Here is a 16,338-nt window from a genome sequence, read left to right on the forward strand (position 1 = left end):
TGGGAGCGGGCTTGCTCGCGAAAGCGCCCTGAACCTCACCCGAACTCTACAGGATGGCCGCCCCGATCAACCCGCATACCACGCCCACCACCATGGTCAGCACGGCCACCGTCACCAGCACCCGCGCATCGAAATCCTTGCGCAGCATCAACAGGGACGGCAGGCTCACGCTCGGCAGTGTCATCAGCAAGGCCACGGCCGGGCCGGTGCCCATGCCCAGGGTCATCATGGTTTGTACGATAGGGATTTCGGCGGCCGTAGGAATCACGAACAGCGTGCCGACGATTGCCAGTGGCACCAGCCACATCAGGCTGTTGGCCATGGCCCCATCGACATGGGGAAACAGCCAGACCCGCGCGGCGCCCAGTACCAGCACGGCAATGATGTAGATCGGGATCGTGCTCCAGAACAGCTGCCACAGGGTACGCAACCAACGGCTCAGGAACGGTTGCGATTCGCTCAGGCTGGCGTCGGCGACCGCGTTCAATGCGGCTACGGGCACTTGATCGGGCCGGGCAATCCGCTGTGCCACCAACGACACCCCGACCACCAGCACAATCCCCGCCACCAGCCGCAATGCGGTAAAGCCCCAGCCCAATACAAAGCCCATGAACACCAGCGTCGCCGGGTTCAACACCGGGTTAGCTATCCAGAACGCCAACGCCGCACCCACCGACACGTTTTGGCGGCGCATGCCCGCTGCCACAGGTGCTGCGCAGCAACTGCACATCATCCCCGGCAGGGCGAACAGTCCACCACGCAGGGTCGAACCCAGCCCGGCGCGGCCAAACAGGCGCAGCAGCCAGTCACGGGGAATCAACACTTGCAGCAGCGAACCCAGAATTACCGCCAGCACGGCAGCTTTCCAGATCGCCAGGAAATACACCTGGGCGTAGGCCAGCGCGGCCGTCAGGGGCGCGGTTTGCTGGTCATTGAGAATCGAGGCGCCGATGCTGTGGTTATCCGCCGCGACGAATGCCTTGAGGTAGTAGGGCGACCACTTCACGTAGTAGAGGCCAATGCAGGCCACCAGCAGGAACAGCGCTGGTTTCCACCAGAACGACCAGCCCCGGTTGGGCTGGATGGAGACGAGGTTGGGCATGGTGCTGATCCGCAGATGATTCAATAGCGACGCATCATACGCTTGTGCCGCGCCGGCTTCAGATATCTGCGCTGACCTGAGTTGCATCCGGGCATGTCTGCTGGCCGTTATCCAGGCCTTGCTTGTAGTTGCGGCTCAGCAGCGACGCCTTGCCGTTGTGCCAGGTCAAAGTCAGTACATACAGCGTGTCGAAGTCACTGCCCGACCAGTCTTCGGTGATGGTGTGTTTTTCGCCCGAAGCCTCACTGGCCACTTTGTTGATCAGCTCCGGCAGGTAGCCGTGCGACCAGGCGGTGTAGATGATCGCGTTGTGATACTTGTCTTCCACCAGTTCGTCGGCGAGGGCGCTGGTGTCGTTGGCCGAGAACTTGATGTTCACTGGCAGGCCCAGCTTGATCGCGCTGGGGCTGATGGTCATCAGCGGCCGAATGTAACTGTAGGAATTATCGTGCTCGCCTTCCTCGACATTACGCGTCGGGTTGGGCGCAAACACGAAGTTGGCTTTGCCGAATTTCTCCGGCAGCACGGTGGCCAGGTTCATCGCGCGGTTCAGACCCTGGCAATTGAGCTGGCCGAGGCCGCCGACGGGTTTTTCGCCGTGGCGCAGGAATACCAGGGTTTGCACGCCATCCACCGGGCCGGCGCTGCTGATGCGCGACTCCAGGCTCAGGCCGATGGCGCCGCCTGCCAACAGCAGCGGCAGCATGATGTACGAATAACGTTTAAGGCGTTGCGCAAGGCACAGAGGCTTGATTGTCATTAGGTTCGAGTCTTCAGTGCATCGGATTAAGGCGGACAAGCCGGGACCCAGCGACGCATCCGGCGTCCTGCGGTTTTCCGTGTCGTTGTAACAGGGTGTCTCCTTTCACCGTAATGGCGCACTTAAGAGTGCGTATCGGCATTTTGGTTCGCCTGCGCGCACGATAGCGTGGTTATGTTGCGCAATGATGACCCATGCAGGACGGCGTTGGGGTGGCTATCATGGGGGCTTTCCGCCTGGGGATTTCCCGATGAATGCACTCGCCGCTTTCCCGATAAACAGCAAATGGCCCGCCCAGCATCCGGAGCGTTTGCAGCTGTATTCGCTGCCCACGCCCAACGGCGTCAAAGTGTCGATCATGCTTGAAGAGCTGGGCCTGCCCTACGAGGCGCACAAGGTCAATTTCGAGACCCAGGACCAGTTGTCCCCGGAATTTCTGTCCCTGAACCCCAATAACAAGATTCCCGCGATCATCGACCCCAATGGCCCGAGCGGTCAGCCGCTGGCGTTGTTCGAATCCGGTGCGATCCTGATTTATCTGGCGGAAAAAACCAGCCAGCTGCTTTCCGAAGACCCGGCCACCCGTTATGAAACCCTTCAATGGCTGATGTTCCAGATGGCCGGTATCGGCCCGATGTTCGGCCAGGTCGGTTTCTTCAACAAATTTGCCGGCAAGGCCTACGACGATAAACGTCCGCGTGATCGCTACGTCGCCGAGTCCCGGCGATTACTGGAAGTGCTGGAAAAACGCCTGCTGGGCCGCACCTGGATCATGGGTGACGAGTACAGCATCGCCGACATCGCCACCTTTCCGTGGATTCGCAACCTGATCGGCTTCTATGAGTCCGGCGATCTGGTCGGCATCGCCGACTTTCCTAATGTGCTGCGCGCGCTGGACGGCTTTGTCGCACGTCCGGCGGTAATTCGTGGTTTGAACGTACCTGCGTGACCCTAGAGCGTCGAAGTATGCCGACCTTTGATTTCAAGCAACTGGATGTATTCAGCAGCGTTTCGCTCAAAGGCAACCCACTGGCGGTGGTGCTGGGCGCTGACAGCCTCACTGACCAGCAGATGGCCGATTTTGCTAACTGGACCAACCTGAGCGAGACCACGTTTTTGCTGACGCCGCGTGATCCTCGGGCTGACTATCGGGTAAGAATTTTCACCACGCTCACAGAGCTGCCGTTCGCCGGGCACCCGACGCTGGGCAGTTGCCATGCCTGGCTGCAGGCGGGCGGCGTACCGAAGGGCGACGAGATCATCCAGGAGTGCGAAATCGGCCTGGTGCGTGTCCGTCGTGAAGGCGGCGAGTTGGCGTTCATTGCGCCACCGTTGTTGCGCACCGGCCCGGTGGATGCACCTCTGCTTGAGCGCGTGCGCCTGGGGTTGGGCCTGGCGCCCGAAGCCATCGTGAGCAGTCAATGGGTCGACAATGGCGCGGGCTGGCTGGCGGTGATGTTGGCTGATCGTGACCAAGTGCTTGCTTTGCAGCCGGACTACTCGCAATTGCACGGTCTGGCGATTGGCGTCATCGCAGCTTGCGACCCGGCGCGCGACGCCGTGGACACGCACTTCGAAGTCCGCGGCTTTATCGCCGGTGACGGCGCTCAGGAAGACCCCGCCACTGGCAGCCTGAATGCCGGCATTGCCCAATGGTTGTTGAGCGAGGGGCTGGCGCCCGACTGTTACGTGGTCAGCCAAGGCACGGCCATGGGGCGCGCCGGGCGTATACGCGTCGAGCGCCACGGCGATGAAATCTGGGTTGGTGGTGCGGTCGCAGTGTGCATCGACGGGCGAGTACAGCTCTAGATCAATGAATTGTTACGGGCTGCGCAATACACTGTTGGCCCCTTGGCGTTTGTGCTGCCGGGGCCAAGGGGCATAAGCTTTCGCCCCAACTATTTCTGCCGCTATTCAGGACAGCCATGACCAGCCAGTTCCCCCAAGCCCGTCCACGCCGCCTGCGCCGCTCTGCGGAGCTGCGCGGCTTGTTCCAGGAAACCGAATTCACCCTCAACGATTTGGTACTGCCGATTTTCGTCGAAGAAGAAATCGACGACTTTGTGCCGATCACCAGCATGCCGGGTGTGCAGCGTATTCCTGAAAAGAAACTGGCCGCTGAGATCGAGCGCTATGCCCGCGCCGGGATCAAGTCAGTGATGACGTTCGGCGTGTCCCACCACCTGGACGCCAACGGCAGCGACACCTGGAAAGAACGCGGCCTGGTCTCGCGCATGTCCTCGATCATCAAGGACGCCGTGCCGGAAATGATCGTGATGTCCGACACCTGCTTCTGCGAATACACCGACCACGGCCACTGCGGCGTGATGCACGGCGCCCACGTCGACAACGACGCGACCCTGGTCAACCTCGGCAAACAAGCCGTGGCCGCCGCCCGCGCCGGTGCTGACGTGATCGCACCGTCTGCCGCGATGGACGGCCAGGTCCAGGCAATTCGCCGCGCCCTGGACGACGCTGGCTTCACGCATATTCCGATCATGGCCTACTCCACCAAATTCGCCTCGGCCCTCTACGGCCCGTTCCGCGAAGCCGGCGGCAGCGCGCTCAAAGGCGACCGCAAAAGCTACCAGATGAACCCCATGAACCGCCGCGAAGCCGTGCGCGAATCGCTGCTCGATGAGCAGGAAGGCGCAGACGCGCTGATGGTCAAGCCAGCCGGTGCCTACCTCGACATCATCCGCGACATCCGCGAAGCCTCGCGTTTGCCGGTGGCGGCGTATCAGGTGAGTGGTGAGTACGCGATGATCAAGTTTGGTGCCCAGGCAGGGGCGATTGATGAGGCGCGGGTGGTGCGCGAGACGTTGGGGTCGATTAAGCGTGCGGGGGCGGATTTGATTTTTACTTACTTTGCGATGGATTTGGCGTTGGCGGGGATTTAATTCCGGCGATTGACCCTGTGGCGAGAGATTTGCTCGCTGCAGGCGCTTCTAACTGCACTTATACCGAGTCAGCCTAGTTTTAGCAAAAGTCGTGTTGCTCCCGTATGTCGTTGGTGAGACCGCTCTCTTCATAAGAGAAAATAGGCACAAGCTCACCGTCCGGAACTCCCATAGTCATCTCGTAGGCGACAAGTCCGTTAGACATATGCGAAGACATCCCTGATGGGGGGACATTGATTTTTGCGCCCTTGCATAAAAACTTAATATGTTTAAAGTCTGCCCTCATTAAACCGAAGCAGTCGTAGAGGTCCAGTGCTGTGTAGGCGCTTCGTGTTTCATCGCTCATCAGTAGGTAAAGGATGGGTTTGCACCCCTCGTATTCGATGATTGCGTTTCACGTGTTCCGTTTTTAATGATCTATTTTCTTAGTTGAAGTTCTCATAATCGCTTGCATCTAATGATTTTATCCAGCTTTTGAAGAAATCCACTTGTTCTTGTGGATTGTTTGTTAGGTTATTTTCTTCATAATCAAATATATGAACGATATCAGCCCGTGATGCTTGTTTGCCTAATGTCATTTCATATGCAACAAGCCCATTGCTCATTTGAGAGGCCATTCTCGACGGCATGACGTTTATTTTTGCTCCCTTACAAAGAAATGTAATATGAGGGAAGTCTGCTCTGACCTTTGCTAAGCAAACAAAAATATCCTTTCCCGTGTAGATTTTTTTGAAATTTTCAGCCTCGGAAAATGTCATTGAAAGATTCTCAACGCTATATTTAACGGTAACTTCCAATCTTTGATTGCCGATAGCTACTTTTATTTTTTGCGTATTCATACTATTTCTTGTTCAGGTTGGGGATTGAGTACCCTACATAGCTTCCGTCACTTTTTACAGGTGTCATGCCCAAAATGTCTTCTGGGTCTATTTTGTGATGGACTGCAAATTCTTTCTCATTAGAGAATGGTGTCATTTTGCCGAGTTCTAAATTTACATCATGGCCCGGTATGCTTTTTATAACGTATAAATAACCGTCCCTCGTGCCGAACCCGGTTGAAAAATCTATAGCGGTGAGTCTTGATGGAGAGGTGCTTATAAAATTACTAGGCGGATCGTTGCTGTTTAGAGCGTGAAGGTAAAGGTCGTTGCTTTCTCCCTTGCTCTTGAACCCCGTTTTAAAAACTTCATCCGGATGTTTCCTATCTCCCCGAAATAAGTAGTCCTCGTCATCACTTGATTGTGGTGGTTCAGGTTCGTTTTTGTAAACGTTCGCTTTTGTCGAAGGCTCATCAGCAGATGTTACTTTAAGCTTGCACCCACCTTCACCAGGGCATGTGTTCAATCCCAGCGGGTCAACCCACCCTGTAGGATTGGGCGCGTACCGGTACGCGTTGATCCCACCCGCCAGCTTCACCGGGTCGGGCGTCAGGTAACGACCAATATCTGGATTGTAGTAGCGATGGCGGTTGTAGTGCAGGCCGCTTTCCGGGTCGAAGTATTGGCCTTGGAAGCGCAGTGGGTTGTCGATTTTTTCGATGTCTAGGCGACTGATCTGGCCGTAGGCGCGGTAATGCGCGGACCAGACGATTTCGCCGTCGGGGGCGGTGAGTTCCTGCGGGGTGCCGAGGTGGTCAAGTTGGTAGTGGTAAGGCTGGATATCTTTTGGGCCGAAGCCTTCCAGCAATGCTAACGGCCGAAAGCTGTCCGGCTCGTAGAGGTAACTGCGATGACGATCCGCGTGATGCTCCGCAACCAGCTTGTCGCCTTGCCAGAAAAACTCCGTCGTTATGTCGTCGACGGTTTTGCTGATACGCCGACCAAATGGGTCATAGCGATAGCTGGCCGTCCGGCCATTCGGGTTTGTGATCGATATCAACCGGTGCTGGCAGTCGTAGCGGTACTCGGTAACGAGCTGGTGGCCCTTACCGCGCCTTTGGCGGATTAGATTGCCGAACGCGTCATAGTCGTAATGATGATCGCCCTGAATCACCAACCGATTCCCCGCCACGATGTCCGGACCGGGGCGGTCCTGCATCAGCAGGTTGCCCGCCGGGTCGTGGCCAAAGCGCTCTTGCACGTCTTGCGAGTGATCCGCTCGAGTCAGGCGGGCGAGGGGGTCGTAGTGGTAGTGGTGATCGCCTTTGCGCGTATCTAGCAGGCGGGTGAGGTTGCCGGATTTGTCGTAGTCGTAGTGGCGACGGTAGAGGTCATGGTTTTCTTGAGTTACCGCGTGGGCGTGGAGGCGGTGTTGCTTGTCGTAGTGGTAGTGGCTGAGCAGTTGGCCTTGTTGGCGCTGGCGTTCGCGGCCGGTTTTGAACAGGTGGGACGTTAAGGTTTTGCCGTTCAGTTCGACGGTGGCGAGGTGGCCGCTTTTGTCGTGGTTGAAGGTGACGCGGTTGTTGTCCGGCAGGCGCAGGTTTTTCAGCTGGCCGCAGGCGTCGTAGCCGTAGCGTAAGGTGCCCCAGCCTTGGTGGTCGGCGATGAGGCGGTTTTGGCTGTCGTACTCGTAGGCTAGCGCCCAGTGACCGTCGTCGACGCTGAGGAGGTTGCCTTGGCGGTCGTAGGTGTAATCGATCACTCCACCGTCTGGGAGGGTTTTTCGTACAAGGCGGCCGGAAAAGTCTCGCTCGTAGCGGGTGACTAACTGACTGCCATCGTCGCCGTGTTCGGTCTTTTCCAGCAGGTTGCCGTTGAGATCGTAGGCATAGGCCGTGCGTTGACCGTCAAAACCAATTTCCTGCTGGATCAGGCCGTTGGGGTGGTAATCAAGTCGGTAGGTCTCGCCGACTTCGTTTTCGATCTCGGTCAGCAGCAGCCGGGCGTTGTCGTAGCGGTATTTAACCTGGGTGCCATCGGCATTGAGGCGGCGGCTGACCAGGTGCAAACCGTCGGCATATTCGTAGCGGGTGACATGCCCCAATTCGTCACGTTCGGAGGTGATTTTTCCGTAGGGGTTGTAGCTGTATTCTCGCGCTGCACCGCCTGGAAGTACGACACGAACCAATCGGCCCACACCGTCCCATTGATACTGCGTCAGCGCGCCATGCTCATCCTCGCGCGCAACTTGCCGTCCAACATCGTCATAGCGATAACGCTTAACCCCACCATTCGGCAGCTGTTCCTCAACGAGCTGCCCACGCTCATTCCAAACCAGCCGATGACACCCGTTATCCGGATACCAGACCCCAATCAGCTGCCCGTATTTGTCGTAGGTGTAGTCCGTAATGTGGCCGTCAGGATCTGTCTGACGCGTAACATCGCCTTGGTCATTACGCTCATACCTCCAAACCGCTTCACCCCGCCGTACGACCCGTACGAACCCGTTGTCATGCTCGTAGGAAGTCGGCTCATCCTCCCCAGGAAACATCGCCACCAAGCGTCCGGCTTCGTCGTACTGATACGCCGTCACCGCCCCCAGCGGGTCCTGCTCAACCGTCAGCCGGCCCTTGTCGTCGTAGGATTTGAAATGCTCTGCACCGTCCGGATCAATCCGCTGCACCAGCCGCGCGCGCTGATCGTGGACATACACTTCCTGACTGCCGTCAGCGTTGTGAACCGTAACCCTGCCGCCGTCTTCCCACGCATACCGCGTGTCCATCTGCGAAAAGCTGGCCCAATGCCGAACACAGCGCGCGGCCTTGCCAGCCCGTTCCCACGCCCAAAAGAAACTCTCCCCACCGGCCAGTTGCCGCTCAAGAATGACGTGCTGATCGTCGTACCGATAAACCTCGCTTTCACCTACGGCATTGGTCGCGGAAACCAGTCGCCCAGCGTCGTCATAGGCGTAGGAAACGACGTTCTGCTCCGTCACCCACACATACGGCTCACGGCCTTTGGCGCGATGAACCTGATAGTCCACGGCCACAATGCGCCCGAGTTCGTAGCGCAAAAACAGCGACCGACCCGCGCCGTTATCCAGCCGCTCAATTCGGCCCAAACGATCACGAGAAATCCGCAGCCGGTTGTCATACGCATCGCTGATTGCTGTCAGCTGACCATCGCGAAAGTGATAAAACCGTGATGCCTGAGCCAGCACCAATTCATCGGGCAGGGCGCCCAAATAGATCGCGGCCTCGGCCAAGCTATTGGTGATTGCCGGTCGGGCAGCAGTAGGCAAGGGCAGGGCAGTAGAGCGATTCTCATGATCCGTCCAAACCACCGAATCACCCGCAACCACCAACCGCTGCGCCAGCGCATGACTCCAGCCAAACCCCAACCCGCAATCCACTTCCACCGCACTGGTGCGGTACAACCGCGTCCACTCAAACGGCAAAATTCCGTCCAGCGCGCCATCAGTGAGGGTCAGCAATTCTTCGCCGGTGACCATCGACACCGGGCAGCCATTGGTGGCGGTTTTGTCGGCAGGCGCCGCCGCATCTCCCTGGGGATTCTTCGCAGCAACAGGCACATCATCGACGTGTTCCTGGCGCACCAACGCGGTCTGCTGTTTCTTGGTACGAACCGCCGGCACTGGGTTGGAAACCAACTGATCCCCAGCCTTCAACGGTGCAACCGGCACCGTCTTGATTGGGGTTGCGGCACTCCGTCCCAGCAACGGCTTAACCACCTTGGCATGCGGCTCCAACCGGGGCATCACCAGCTTTTTAGCCAGCAACTCCAACAACTCCGACGTCCGCTCAGACTTGATATGCCCCAGCACCTTCGTACCCAGGCGCACCGCCACACCCACGCCTGCTGTCGCCCAAATCAGCAGCAGGTTGATCAACACCTCGCCAGTGATTTCCCCCATCAATTCATGCATTTCTTTCGGCGGCAGCATGCGCATCCAGCTGACCATTGCCGACACGTAAATGAACAACAATGGCTCATCGCTGAGCACCAGCAGGCCGTCGGCGATTGCGTCGTTGCCGAGCTTCAGCAGTTCATCAAGTTCAGTTTGGGAGATGTATTGCAGCAACTTCTCGCTGCTGGGCTTGATGTCCGCCAGTAAATCAACCAGTTGAGTTATGTTGTCCCACAGGCTGTAAAGCGCTTTGCCCATGCCACTTAGAAACGCCGTTTCCACCATCCTGCGCTGGTCTTGCGCGATAGCGTCCGCAAAGTCTTTCCAACGTGCCTCAAGCGTGCTGTTCCATTCGTCGCGCAGGCGCGCTTCCAGTTCCGCGATCACCGACTGATAAGACGCATACAGCGCCTTGACGTGATCCTTGGAAACGTTGGGATAAAAACTGATTCGGTACTGCTGGTTGCGATCACACTCGGTGATTTCAAGAATGCCGCTGGGGCCGATGGTTTTGTGGATCGGCTCGCCCAGCGGGCCACCGTTGGGGTTGACGCGTTGCAGTATCACCGGCGTATCGCCGATGGGCACAAACTGCGTGCTTTGGAACATGTGCACCAGGGTCAACGTGCCGTTGGCCTGGCAGGTGGCGACGGTGCTGCTGGGAAAAATGGAGGGGGCTATGGGCGCGACCAGCGTCACTTCATCGCCAACCTTGAACACCTGCTCGACATCCAGCGCCGAAAAGCTCCAGAAGCTTAAAGCCCAGTCGTCAAAGGTGTTCAGGCAGCCCCGGAAATCACGTAAGACGCCTTCAACATCCGGCGCTTTGACGTCCATGGGCCTCAGGGCCAGCCGGCCAATAGCCGGGTTCAAGCGACAGCCCCGTCAATACGTGTTCCAACACAAAAAACCATCTGCAATCCCTCGCGCTGTGTGATCAGGCGAAGGACTTTGCCGAGGTTTTCAGGTGGTATCTGTAGAGCTTATCCGGGTGTTGCGTGGGATGTTTCGGTAGTCCTTGTCAGCGCTGCGCAAATGCCAGGTTCAAGCCCAATCCTGCAAAGGCTGCCGCAAAACTTCGGCGCAGCCAGTTCTGCACGCGCGGCGATTCGATCACGGCGCGGCGAAAGCCATTGGCCAACAAGCCATAGATGACAAAAACCGCAAACGTCATCGCCATGAATACCGCGCTCAGTACCAGCATTTGCACGGCGGGCGAGATGTTGCCTGGGGTAACGAACTGGGGCAGAAAGGCCAGGAAGAAAATTGTCAGTTTGGGGTTGAGGATGTTCAACAGGAAGCCACGGATCATCAGGCCGCGCGCTGTGGTTGCGGTCGGTGCGTCATTCATCGCGAAGGCCGAGCGATCACGCCAGGTGGCGTAGGCCAGGTAGAGCAAGTAGGCAACGCCCGCATACCTGAGCACTTCAAACGCCAACGCGCTGGTGTGCAGCAGGGCGGAGAGGCCGAGCACCGATGCCAGCAAGTGGGGCAGGATGCCAGCGGTACAACCCAGCGCAGCAAATACGCTGGCGCGCTTGCCGGCGGTGAGGCCGGTGGAGACGGTAAAGATCACACCGGTGCCGGGGATCAGCACGACGATCAGGCACGTGACGAGGAAGTTCACACTGAGCATGGCATTCAAACTCCTTGTAGGAATGGTCGATGACAGATCCTGTCACGTTAGTTTGTGATTGGCGAGTACGGCAGGTCGGCGAACCCCGGTTAGACTTACCTGTCGATATCCGCAATGCCCGGCCCGTCGTTACCCAAGGAAGCCCCATGTATTCAAGCCGCCTGATCCTGTGCCTCACCACGTTGCTGGTGCTGGCCGGTTGCTCCACTTCACGCAGTCCGCAACAGCCGGAGCGTAGCGAGGCCGAGGTGAAAGCGCAGATCGTGCGCCTGCTGCCGGCGACGGTGCCGGACCGTGGTGGCTGGGCGCAAGACATCTACACCGCCTTCGACACTCAGAAAATCTACCCCAGCACCGAAAATATCTGTGCCGTGCTGGCAGTCACCGAGCAAGAGTCCACTTATCAGGTCGACCCGCCGGTGCCAAACATGGGCAAGATCGCCCAGGATGAAATCCTGCGCCGTGCCGGCAAGGTCCATGTGCCGGCCTTTGTGGTGCGCAGCGCACTGCAATTGCGCTCGCCTACCGGCAAGTCCTACGCCGAGCGTTTGAGTGCTGCACGCACGGAGAAGGACCTGAGTGGAATCTTTGACGATTTCATCAGCGTGGTGCCTCTGGGTAATACCTTATTTGGCGGTTTCAACCCGGTGCATACCGCAGGCCCGATGCAAGTCAGCATCGACTTTGCACAGAAACAGGCCCGGGGTTATCCCTACACAGTGGACGGCACGATTCGCCGTGAAGTCTTCACGCGGCGCGGCGGTATGTATTTCGGCATCGCCCACTTGCTGGGCTACCCGGTCAGTTATGACCAGCCGCTGTACCGCTTTGCTGACTTCAATGCCGGTTGGTACGCCAGCCGCAACGCCGCGTTCCAGGCCGCCGTCAGCCGCATTACTGGCACCGAGCTGGCGTTGGATGGCGACTTGATTCGCTATGGCTCATTGTTGCCGGGCACCACTGAGTTGGCGGTGCGCTCCCTGGGGGCCAAGTTGGACATGCGCAATCCGACCATCCGTAGCCAGTTGGAGAAGGGTGAGCAATTGGACTTTGAGGAGACCACTCTCTACAAACGCGTATACGCGCTGGCTGATAAAGCGGCCGGCAAGCCAATGCCACGGGCGATACTGCCGGGCATCGTGCTGAAAAGCCCGAAGATCACCCGCAACCTGACCACCGCGTGGTTCGCCAAGCGCGTGGATGACCGGTATCGGCGCTGCATGAAGCGCTGATTATTGTCGCTGGCGGGCGTGTCGTGGCGAGCGGCTTGTTGTGGCGAGCGGGCTTTCTGTGGCGAGCGGGCTTGCCCCGCGTTGGGCTGCGAAGCAGCCCTCAATCAGCAGAACGCGGTGTGTCAGTCATCACTCGGTGCCTGGTTCTGGGGCCGCTTCGCAGCCCAACGCGGGGCAAGCCCGCTCGCCACAACGGGCCTTTGCTCATGTTGCTCTTTGAATCAGCTGCGCTCGAGGGCGAGGGCTACACCCTGGCCGCCACCGATGCACAGCGTCGCCAGGCCTTTCTTGGCGTCGCGCTTGATCATTTCATGCAGCAAGGTCACCAGCACGCGGCAACCCGAGGCACCGATCGGATGGCCGATGGCGATGGCACCGCCATTGACGTTGACCTTCTCGGCGTCCCACTCCAGCTCTTTGCCCACCGCCAAAGATTGCGCGGCGAAGGCTTCGTTGGCTTCGATCAGGTCAAGGTCGCCCAGGCTCCAGCCGGCTTTGTCCAGGCAGCGGCGAGTGGCTGACACCGGGCCGATGCCCATGATGGCTGGATCGACGCCGGCGTTGGCGTAGCTGGCGATACGCGCCAACACAGGCAGGCCGAGGGCTTTGGCCTTATCTGCACTCATCAACAACACTGCAGCGGCGCCGTCGTTGAGGCTGGACGCGTTGCCGGCAGTGACGCTGCCGTCTTTCTTGAATGCAGGTTTGAGTTTGGCCAGGGATTCGGCGGTGGTACCGGGGCGCGGTTGTTCATCCACGGCGAAGGCCACTGGGTCGCCTTTGCGCTGGGGAATCAGGATCGGCGTGATTTCATCGACAAACCGACCCGCTTCAATCGCCGCAGCGGCTTTCTGCTGGGAAGCGGCGGCGAACGCGTCCTGGGCTTCACGGCTGATGCCGTACTTGTCCACCAGGTTCTCGGCGGTGATGCCCATGTGGTAGTCGTTGAACGCATCCCACAGGCCGTCGGTGATCATGCTGTCGATCATCTTGGCGTGACCCATGCGCAAGCCGGTGCGCGCAGCAGGCAATACGTACGGCGCCAGGCTCATGTTCTCCATGCCGCCGGCAATGATGACCTCGGCGTCGCCGCAACGAATCGCCTGGGCGCCCAGGTGCAGGGCCTTGAGGCCCGAGCCGCAGACCTTGTTCAGGGTCAGCGCTGGTACTGCGTGGGGCAGCCCGGCGAGGATCGACGCCTGACGCGCAGGGTTCTGGCCACTGCCGGCGGTGAGGACCTGGCCGAGGATCACTTCATCCACTTGAGCCGGGTCCAGGCCGGTCTGCTCCAGCAGGCGACGGATCACGGCGGCGCCCAGTTCCGGTGCCGGGATACTGGCCAGCGAACCTTGAAAGCTGCCCACGGCGGTGCGGGTGGCAGCAACAATCACGACGTCTTGCATGGAATCTGTCCTCACTGGAAGTGCATTTCTGGAACGTGGTCCGGGACGATCAGTTTACCGGCGGTCTTGCTCACAATCTCTTCAACGCTGACGCCAGGTGCGCGTTCCTTGAGGACAAAAGCGCCATTTTCGATCTCGAGGTAAGCCAGGTCCGTCAATACACGCTTGATGCACTTGGCGCCGGTCAGCGGCAGGCTGCACTGGCTGAGCAACTTGGACTCACCGTCCTTGGACGCGTGGGTCATGATCACGATGATGTTTTCTGCACCGGCCACCAGGTCCATGGCGCCGCCCATGCCTTTGACCAATTTGCCGGGAATCATCCACGAGGCGATGTTGCCTTGGACGTCCACTTCAAACGCGCCGAGCACGGTGAGGTCGACGTGGCCGCCGCGAATCATCGCGAAGGACTCGGCAGAGGAGAAGATCGAGGCGCCAATGCGTGCCGTCACGGTCTGCTTGCCGGCGTTGATCATGTCGGCATCGATGGTTTCTTCGGTCGGAAAAGGGCCCATGCCGAGCAGGCCGTTTTCCGATTGCAGCATCACTTCCATGCCTTCGGGAATGTAGTTGGCCACCAGGGTCGGAATGCCGATGCCGAGGTTGACGTAGAAACCGTCCTGCATTTCGCGTGCGACGCGTTGAGCCATTTGTTCGCGGGTAAGAGCCATTGTTTGTCTCCTTATTATTTGGGCTGGCGGATTATTTGCGGACAGTGCGCTGTTCGATGCGCTTCTCGAAGGTGCCGCAGATGATCCGGTCGACGTAGATGCCTGGGGTGTGGATCTGCGCCGGGTCCAGCTCGCCCGGTTCGACGATTTCTTCAACTTCGACCACGGTGATCTTGCCGGCGGTGGCGGCCAGCGGGTTGAAGTTCTGGGCGGTGTGGCGGTAGATGACGTTGCCGAAATGGTCGGCTTTCCAGCCTTTGACGATGGCGAAGTCACCGGTGATGGACTCTTCCATCAGGTAGGGGCGGCCATTGAATTCGCGGGTTTCCTTGCCTTCGGCGACGGGGGTGCCGACGCCGGTGGCGGTGAAGAAGGCCGGGATGCCGGCACCGCCTGCGCGCATTTTTTCTGCCAGGGTGCCTTGGGGCGTCAATACCACTTCGATTTCGCCGCTGAGCAGTTGCTTCTCGAACAAGGCGTTTTCACCGACGTAGGAGGCGATCACTTTGCTGATCTGCTTTTGCTCCAGCAGCACGCCTAGGCCAAAACCATCGACGCCGCAGTTATTGGAGACCACCGTCAAGTCGCGGGTGCCTTTGCGCTTGATCTCGGCAATGAGGTTTTCCGGAATGCCGCACAGACCAAAACCACCGGAGAGCACGGTCATGCCGTCTTCCAGGCCTGCCAGTGCTTCTTCATAGGACGCCACGCGTTTATCGAAACCTGCCATATGCACCTCTTTTATTGTGTGTGGGCCAGCCAATGACACGAGTGTTGCGCCGACGGATTGATTTGTTAAGTTGTTTTTTAAGGTTGATTGGTTTGAAAAACAGCATAATCGGCGTTAAGCCGCACACTTAAAGCATAGACATGCGGCAACCTCACTTGCAGCATTTGACTGGCAGCGTGGAGCTTCCTATGACCGTTAAACAGATGCGTGCCTTTCTCGCCGTGGCCCAGAGCTTGAGTTTCGCCGCTGCTTGCGAGCGCCTGCACCTCTCTCAATCGGCGCTGAGCCTGACCATCAAAGGGCTGGAGGAGGGTTTAGGTGGGCGCTTGTTCAGCCGCAATACGCGCAATGTCGCGCTGACGCCTGAAGGTGAGTCGTTGTTACCTCTGGCGCGTCGCTTGATCGCCGATTGGGACAACGCCGAGGACGAGCTGCGCCAGCGTTTCACCCTCCAGCGTGGCCGGGTCACCGTGGCGGCGATGCCGTCGTTTGCGGGCAACTTGCTGCCACCGATCCTGAAGATATTCCGCGCCCGTTACCCGCAGGTGAACGTGACGGTGCATGACCTGATCAACGAGCAGGTGCTGGAGATGGTGCGTGACCGTCAGGTGGAACTGGGCGTGGCGTTCGAGCCGTCCGAGGGTTCGTCGCTGGCGTTCACCCCGTTGTACCTGGACCGGTTTATTGCGGTAGTGCCCGGAGATTCACCGTTGGCCCAGCGAAGCGAAATCGACTGGCAAACCTTGTTGGAGCAGCCGTTCATTACCCTGCAGCGGCCTTCCACGGTACGGGTGATGCTCGAGGAGCACCTGGGCGCGCTGCAAATGAAATTGCCGGTGGCGCTGGAGAGCCATCAATTGGCGACGGTGGGCAAGATGGTTGCCAATGGCCTTGGCGTCAGCGCCGTACCCGCGTTGTGCGCGAAACAGATGAAAGAGGCGGGCGCCCATTGCATCACGTTGAGCGATCCGGTGATCGAGCGACCGATTGGTGTGTTGACCAAGCCGGGCCATGAATTGTCGGCAGCTGCGCAGGTCTTGTTCGATATTTTTCGCGATGAAGCCGCTAAAGGCCGATTCCCATCGTTTTGATTACGACGCAAAACAAATGTGGGCGCTGGCTCGTCGGCGATGGCTATTTAAAACTCAACATTAACGT

Annotated in this window: 13 protein-coding genes; 5 read left to right on the forward strand and 8 right to left on the reverse strand. The window is 58.7% G+C overall.

The window, feature by feature from the left end:
- Positions 1 to 46: 46 nt before the first annotated feature.
- Together ABWL43_RS10490 and ABWL43_RS10495 are read right to left on the reverse strand one after the other, a co-directional pair.
- Complete coding sequence (locus tag ABWL43_RS10490) at positions 47 to 1,102, reverse strand: permease (RefSeq protein WP_404487615.1); 1,056 nt, start codon at positions 1,100 to 1,102, stop codon at positions 47 to 49.
- A 58-nt stretch (positions 1,103 to 1,160) separates the two neighbouring features.
- Positions 1,161 to 1,862, reverse strand: coding sequence for a histidine phosphatase family protein (locus ABWL43_RS10495; RefSeq protein WP_145163383.1), 702 nt, complete (start codon positions 1,860 to 1,862; stop codon positions 1,161 to 1,163).
- Positions 1,863 to 2,112: 250 nt separating this feature from the next.
- Here ABWL43_RS10495 and ABWL43_RS10500 point away from each other — a divergent pair, with 250 nt between their 5' ends.
- The 3 genes from ABWL43_RS10500 (at position 2,113) to hemB (ending at position 4,762) form a co-directional block, all read left to right on the forward strand.
- Entirely contained in the window at positions 2,113 to 2,811 is a 699-nt protein-coding gene (locus ABWL43_RS10500) for a glutathione S-transferase N-terminal domain-containing protein (protein WP_145163385.1), read from the forward strand.
- Positions 2,812 to 2,828: 17 nt separating this feature from the next.
- Complete coding sequence (locus tag ABWL43_RS10505) at positions 2,829 to 3,671, forward strand: PhzF family phenazine biosynthesis protein (RefSeq protein WP_404487616.1); 843 nt, start codon at positions 2,829 to 2,831, stop codon at positions 3,669 to 3,671.
- Between the two features lie 116 nt (positions 3,672 to 3,787).
- Positions 3,788 to 4,762 (forward strand): porphobilinogen synthase, encoded by a 975-nt coding sequence (hemB, locus tag ABWL43_RS10510; protein WP_242200833.1) that lies wholly within the window; start codon positions 3,788 to 3,790, stop codon positions 4,760 to 4,762.
- Between the two features lie 425 nt (positions 4,763 to 5,187).
- Here the strand turns inward: hemB and ABWL43_RS10515 are convergent, their stop codons facing one another.
- From ABWL43_RS10515 to ABWL43_RS10525, 3 genes are all read right to left on the reverse strand, one after another.
- Positions 5,188 to 5,601 (reverse strand): hypothetical protein, encoded by a 414-nt coding sequence (locus ABWL43_RS10515; RefSeq protein WP_145163391.1) that lies wholly within the window; start codon positions 5,599 to 5,601, stop codon positions 5,188 to 5,190.
- 1 nt (position 5,602) lies between these two features.
- Positions 5,603 to 10,345 (reverse strand): RHS repeat-associated core domain-containing protein, encoded by a 4,743-nt coding sequence (locus ABWL43_RS10520; protein ID WP_404487617.1) that lies wholly within the window; start codon positions 10,343 to 10,345, stop codon positions 5,603 to 5,605.
- A 184-nt stretch (positions 10,346 to 10,529) separates the two neighbouring features.
- The gene (locus ABWL43_RS10525; protein WP_404487618.1) at positions 10,530 to 11,144 is read right to left on the reverse strand and encodes a LysE family translocator; all 615 of its coding nucleotides are present in this window, start codon (positions 11,142 to 11,144) and stop codon (positions 10,530 to 10,532) included.
- 146 nt (positions 11,145 to 11,290) lie between these two features.
- Between ABWL43_RS10525 and ABWL43_RS10530 the strand changes: the two genes are divergently transcribed.
- Positions 11,291 to 12,376, forward strand: a complete 1,086-nt coding sequence (locus ABWL43_RS10530) for a DUF1615 domain-containing protein (protein ID WP_404487620.1) — start codon at positions 11,291 to 11,293, stop codon at positions 12,374 to 12,376.
- Between the two features lie 221 nt (positions 12,377 to 12,597).
- Here ABWL43_RS10530 and ABWL43_RS10535 read toward each other — a convergent pair whose 3' ends face one another.
- Genes ABWL43_RS10535 through ABWL43_RS10545 form a run of 3 tightly spaced genes read right to left on the reverse strand, consistent with a single transcriptional unit; the run spans position 12,598 to position 15,180 of the window.
- A complete protein-coding gene (locus ABWL43_RS10535) occupies positions 12,598 to 13,779 on the reverse strand; it encodes an acetyl-CoA C-acetyltransferase (protein ID WP_404487621.1) in 1,182 nt (393 codons plus the stop codon).
- An 11-nt stretch (positions 13,780 to 13,790) separates the two neighbouring features.
- On the reverse strand, positions 13,791 to 14,450 hold the full coding sequence (locus tag ABWL43_RS10540) for a CoA transferase subunit B (RefSeq protein WP_017135011.1): 660 nt from the start codon (positions 14,448 to 14,450) through the stop codon (positions 13,791 to 13,793).
- A gap of 31 nt (positions 14,451 to 14,481) precedes the next feature.
- A complete protein-coding gene (locus ABWL43_RS10545) occupies positions 14,482 to 15,180 on the reverse strand; it encodes a CoA transferase subunit A (RefSeq protein ID WP_058425579.1) in 699 nt (232 codons plus the stop codon).
- A 188-nt stretch (positions 15,181 to 15,368) separates the two neighbouring features.
- Here ABWL43_RS10545 and ABWL43_RS10550 point away from each other — a divergent pair, with 188 nt between their 5' ends.
- Positions 15,369 to 16,271, forward strand: coding sequence for a LysR substrate-binding domain-containing protein (locus tag ABWL43_RS10550; protein WP_404487622.1), 903 nt, complete (start codon positions 15,369 to 15,371; stop codon positions 16,269 to 16,271).
- Positions 16,272 to 16,338 lie beyond the last annotated feature (67 nt).

It is taken from the genome of Pseudomonas sp. HT11, assembly GCF_044875395.1.
Lineage (GTDB): Bacteria > Pseudomonadota > Gammaproteobacteria > Pseudomonadales > Pseudomonadaceae > Aquipseudomonas.

Bases quoted from the DNA above. Each gene is read 5' to 3' on its own strand.
- ABWL43_RS10540 (WP_017135011.1), bottom strand. From the start codon at position 14,450: ATGGCTCTTACCCGCGAACAAATGGCTCAACGCGTCGCACGCGAAATG.
- ABWL43_RS10495 (WP_145163383.1), bottom strand. From the start codon at position 1,862: ATGACAATCAAGCCTCTGTGCCTTGCGCAACGCCTTAAACGTTATTCG.
- ABWL43_RS10530 (WP_404487620.1), top strand. From the start codon at position 11,291: ATGTATTCAAGCCGCCTGATCCTGTGCCTCACCACGTTGCTGGTGCTG.
- ABWL43_RS10535 (WP_404487621.1), bottom strand. From the start codon at position 13,779: ATGCAAGACGTCGTGATTGTTGCTGCCACCCGCACCGCCGTGGGCAGC.
- ABWL43_RS10515 (WP_145163391.1), bottom strand. From the start codon at position 5,601: ATGAATACGCAAAAAATAAAAGTAGCTATCGGCAATCAAAGATTGGAA.
- ABWL43_RS10525 (WP_404487618.1), bottom strand. From the start codon at position 11,144: ATGCTCAGTGTGAACTTCCTCGTCACGTGCCTGATCGTCGTGCTGATC.
- hemB (WP_242200833.1), top strand. From the start codon at position 3,788: ATGACCAGCCAGTTCCCCCAAGCCCGTCCACGCCGCCTGCGCCGCTCT.
- ABWL43_RS10545 (WP_058425579.1), bottom strand. From the start codon at position 15,180: ATGGCAGGTTTCGATAAACGCGTGGCGTCCTATGAAGAAGCACTGGCA.
- ABWL43_RS10550 (WP_404487622.1), top strand. From the start codon at position 15,369: ATGACCGTTAAACAGATGCGTGCCTTTCTCGCCGTGGCCCAGAGCTTG.
- ABWL43_RS10505 (WP_404487616.1), top strand. From the start codon at position 2,829: ATGCCGACCTTTGATTTCAAGCAACTGGATGTATTCAGCAGCGTTTCG.
- ABWL43_RS10490 (WP_404487615.1), bottom strand. From the start codon at position 1,102: ATGCCCAACCTCGTCTCCATCCAGCCCAACCGGGGCTGGTCGTTCTGG.
- ABWL43_RS10500 (WP_145163385.1), top strand. From the start codon at position 2,113: ATGAATGCACTCGCCGCTTTCCCGATAAACAGCAAATGGCCCGCCCAG.
- ABWL43_RS10520 (WP_404487617.1), bottom strand. From the start codon at position 10,345: ATGGACGTCAAAGCGCCGGATGTTGAAGGCGTCTTACGTGATTTCCGG.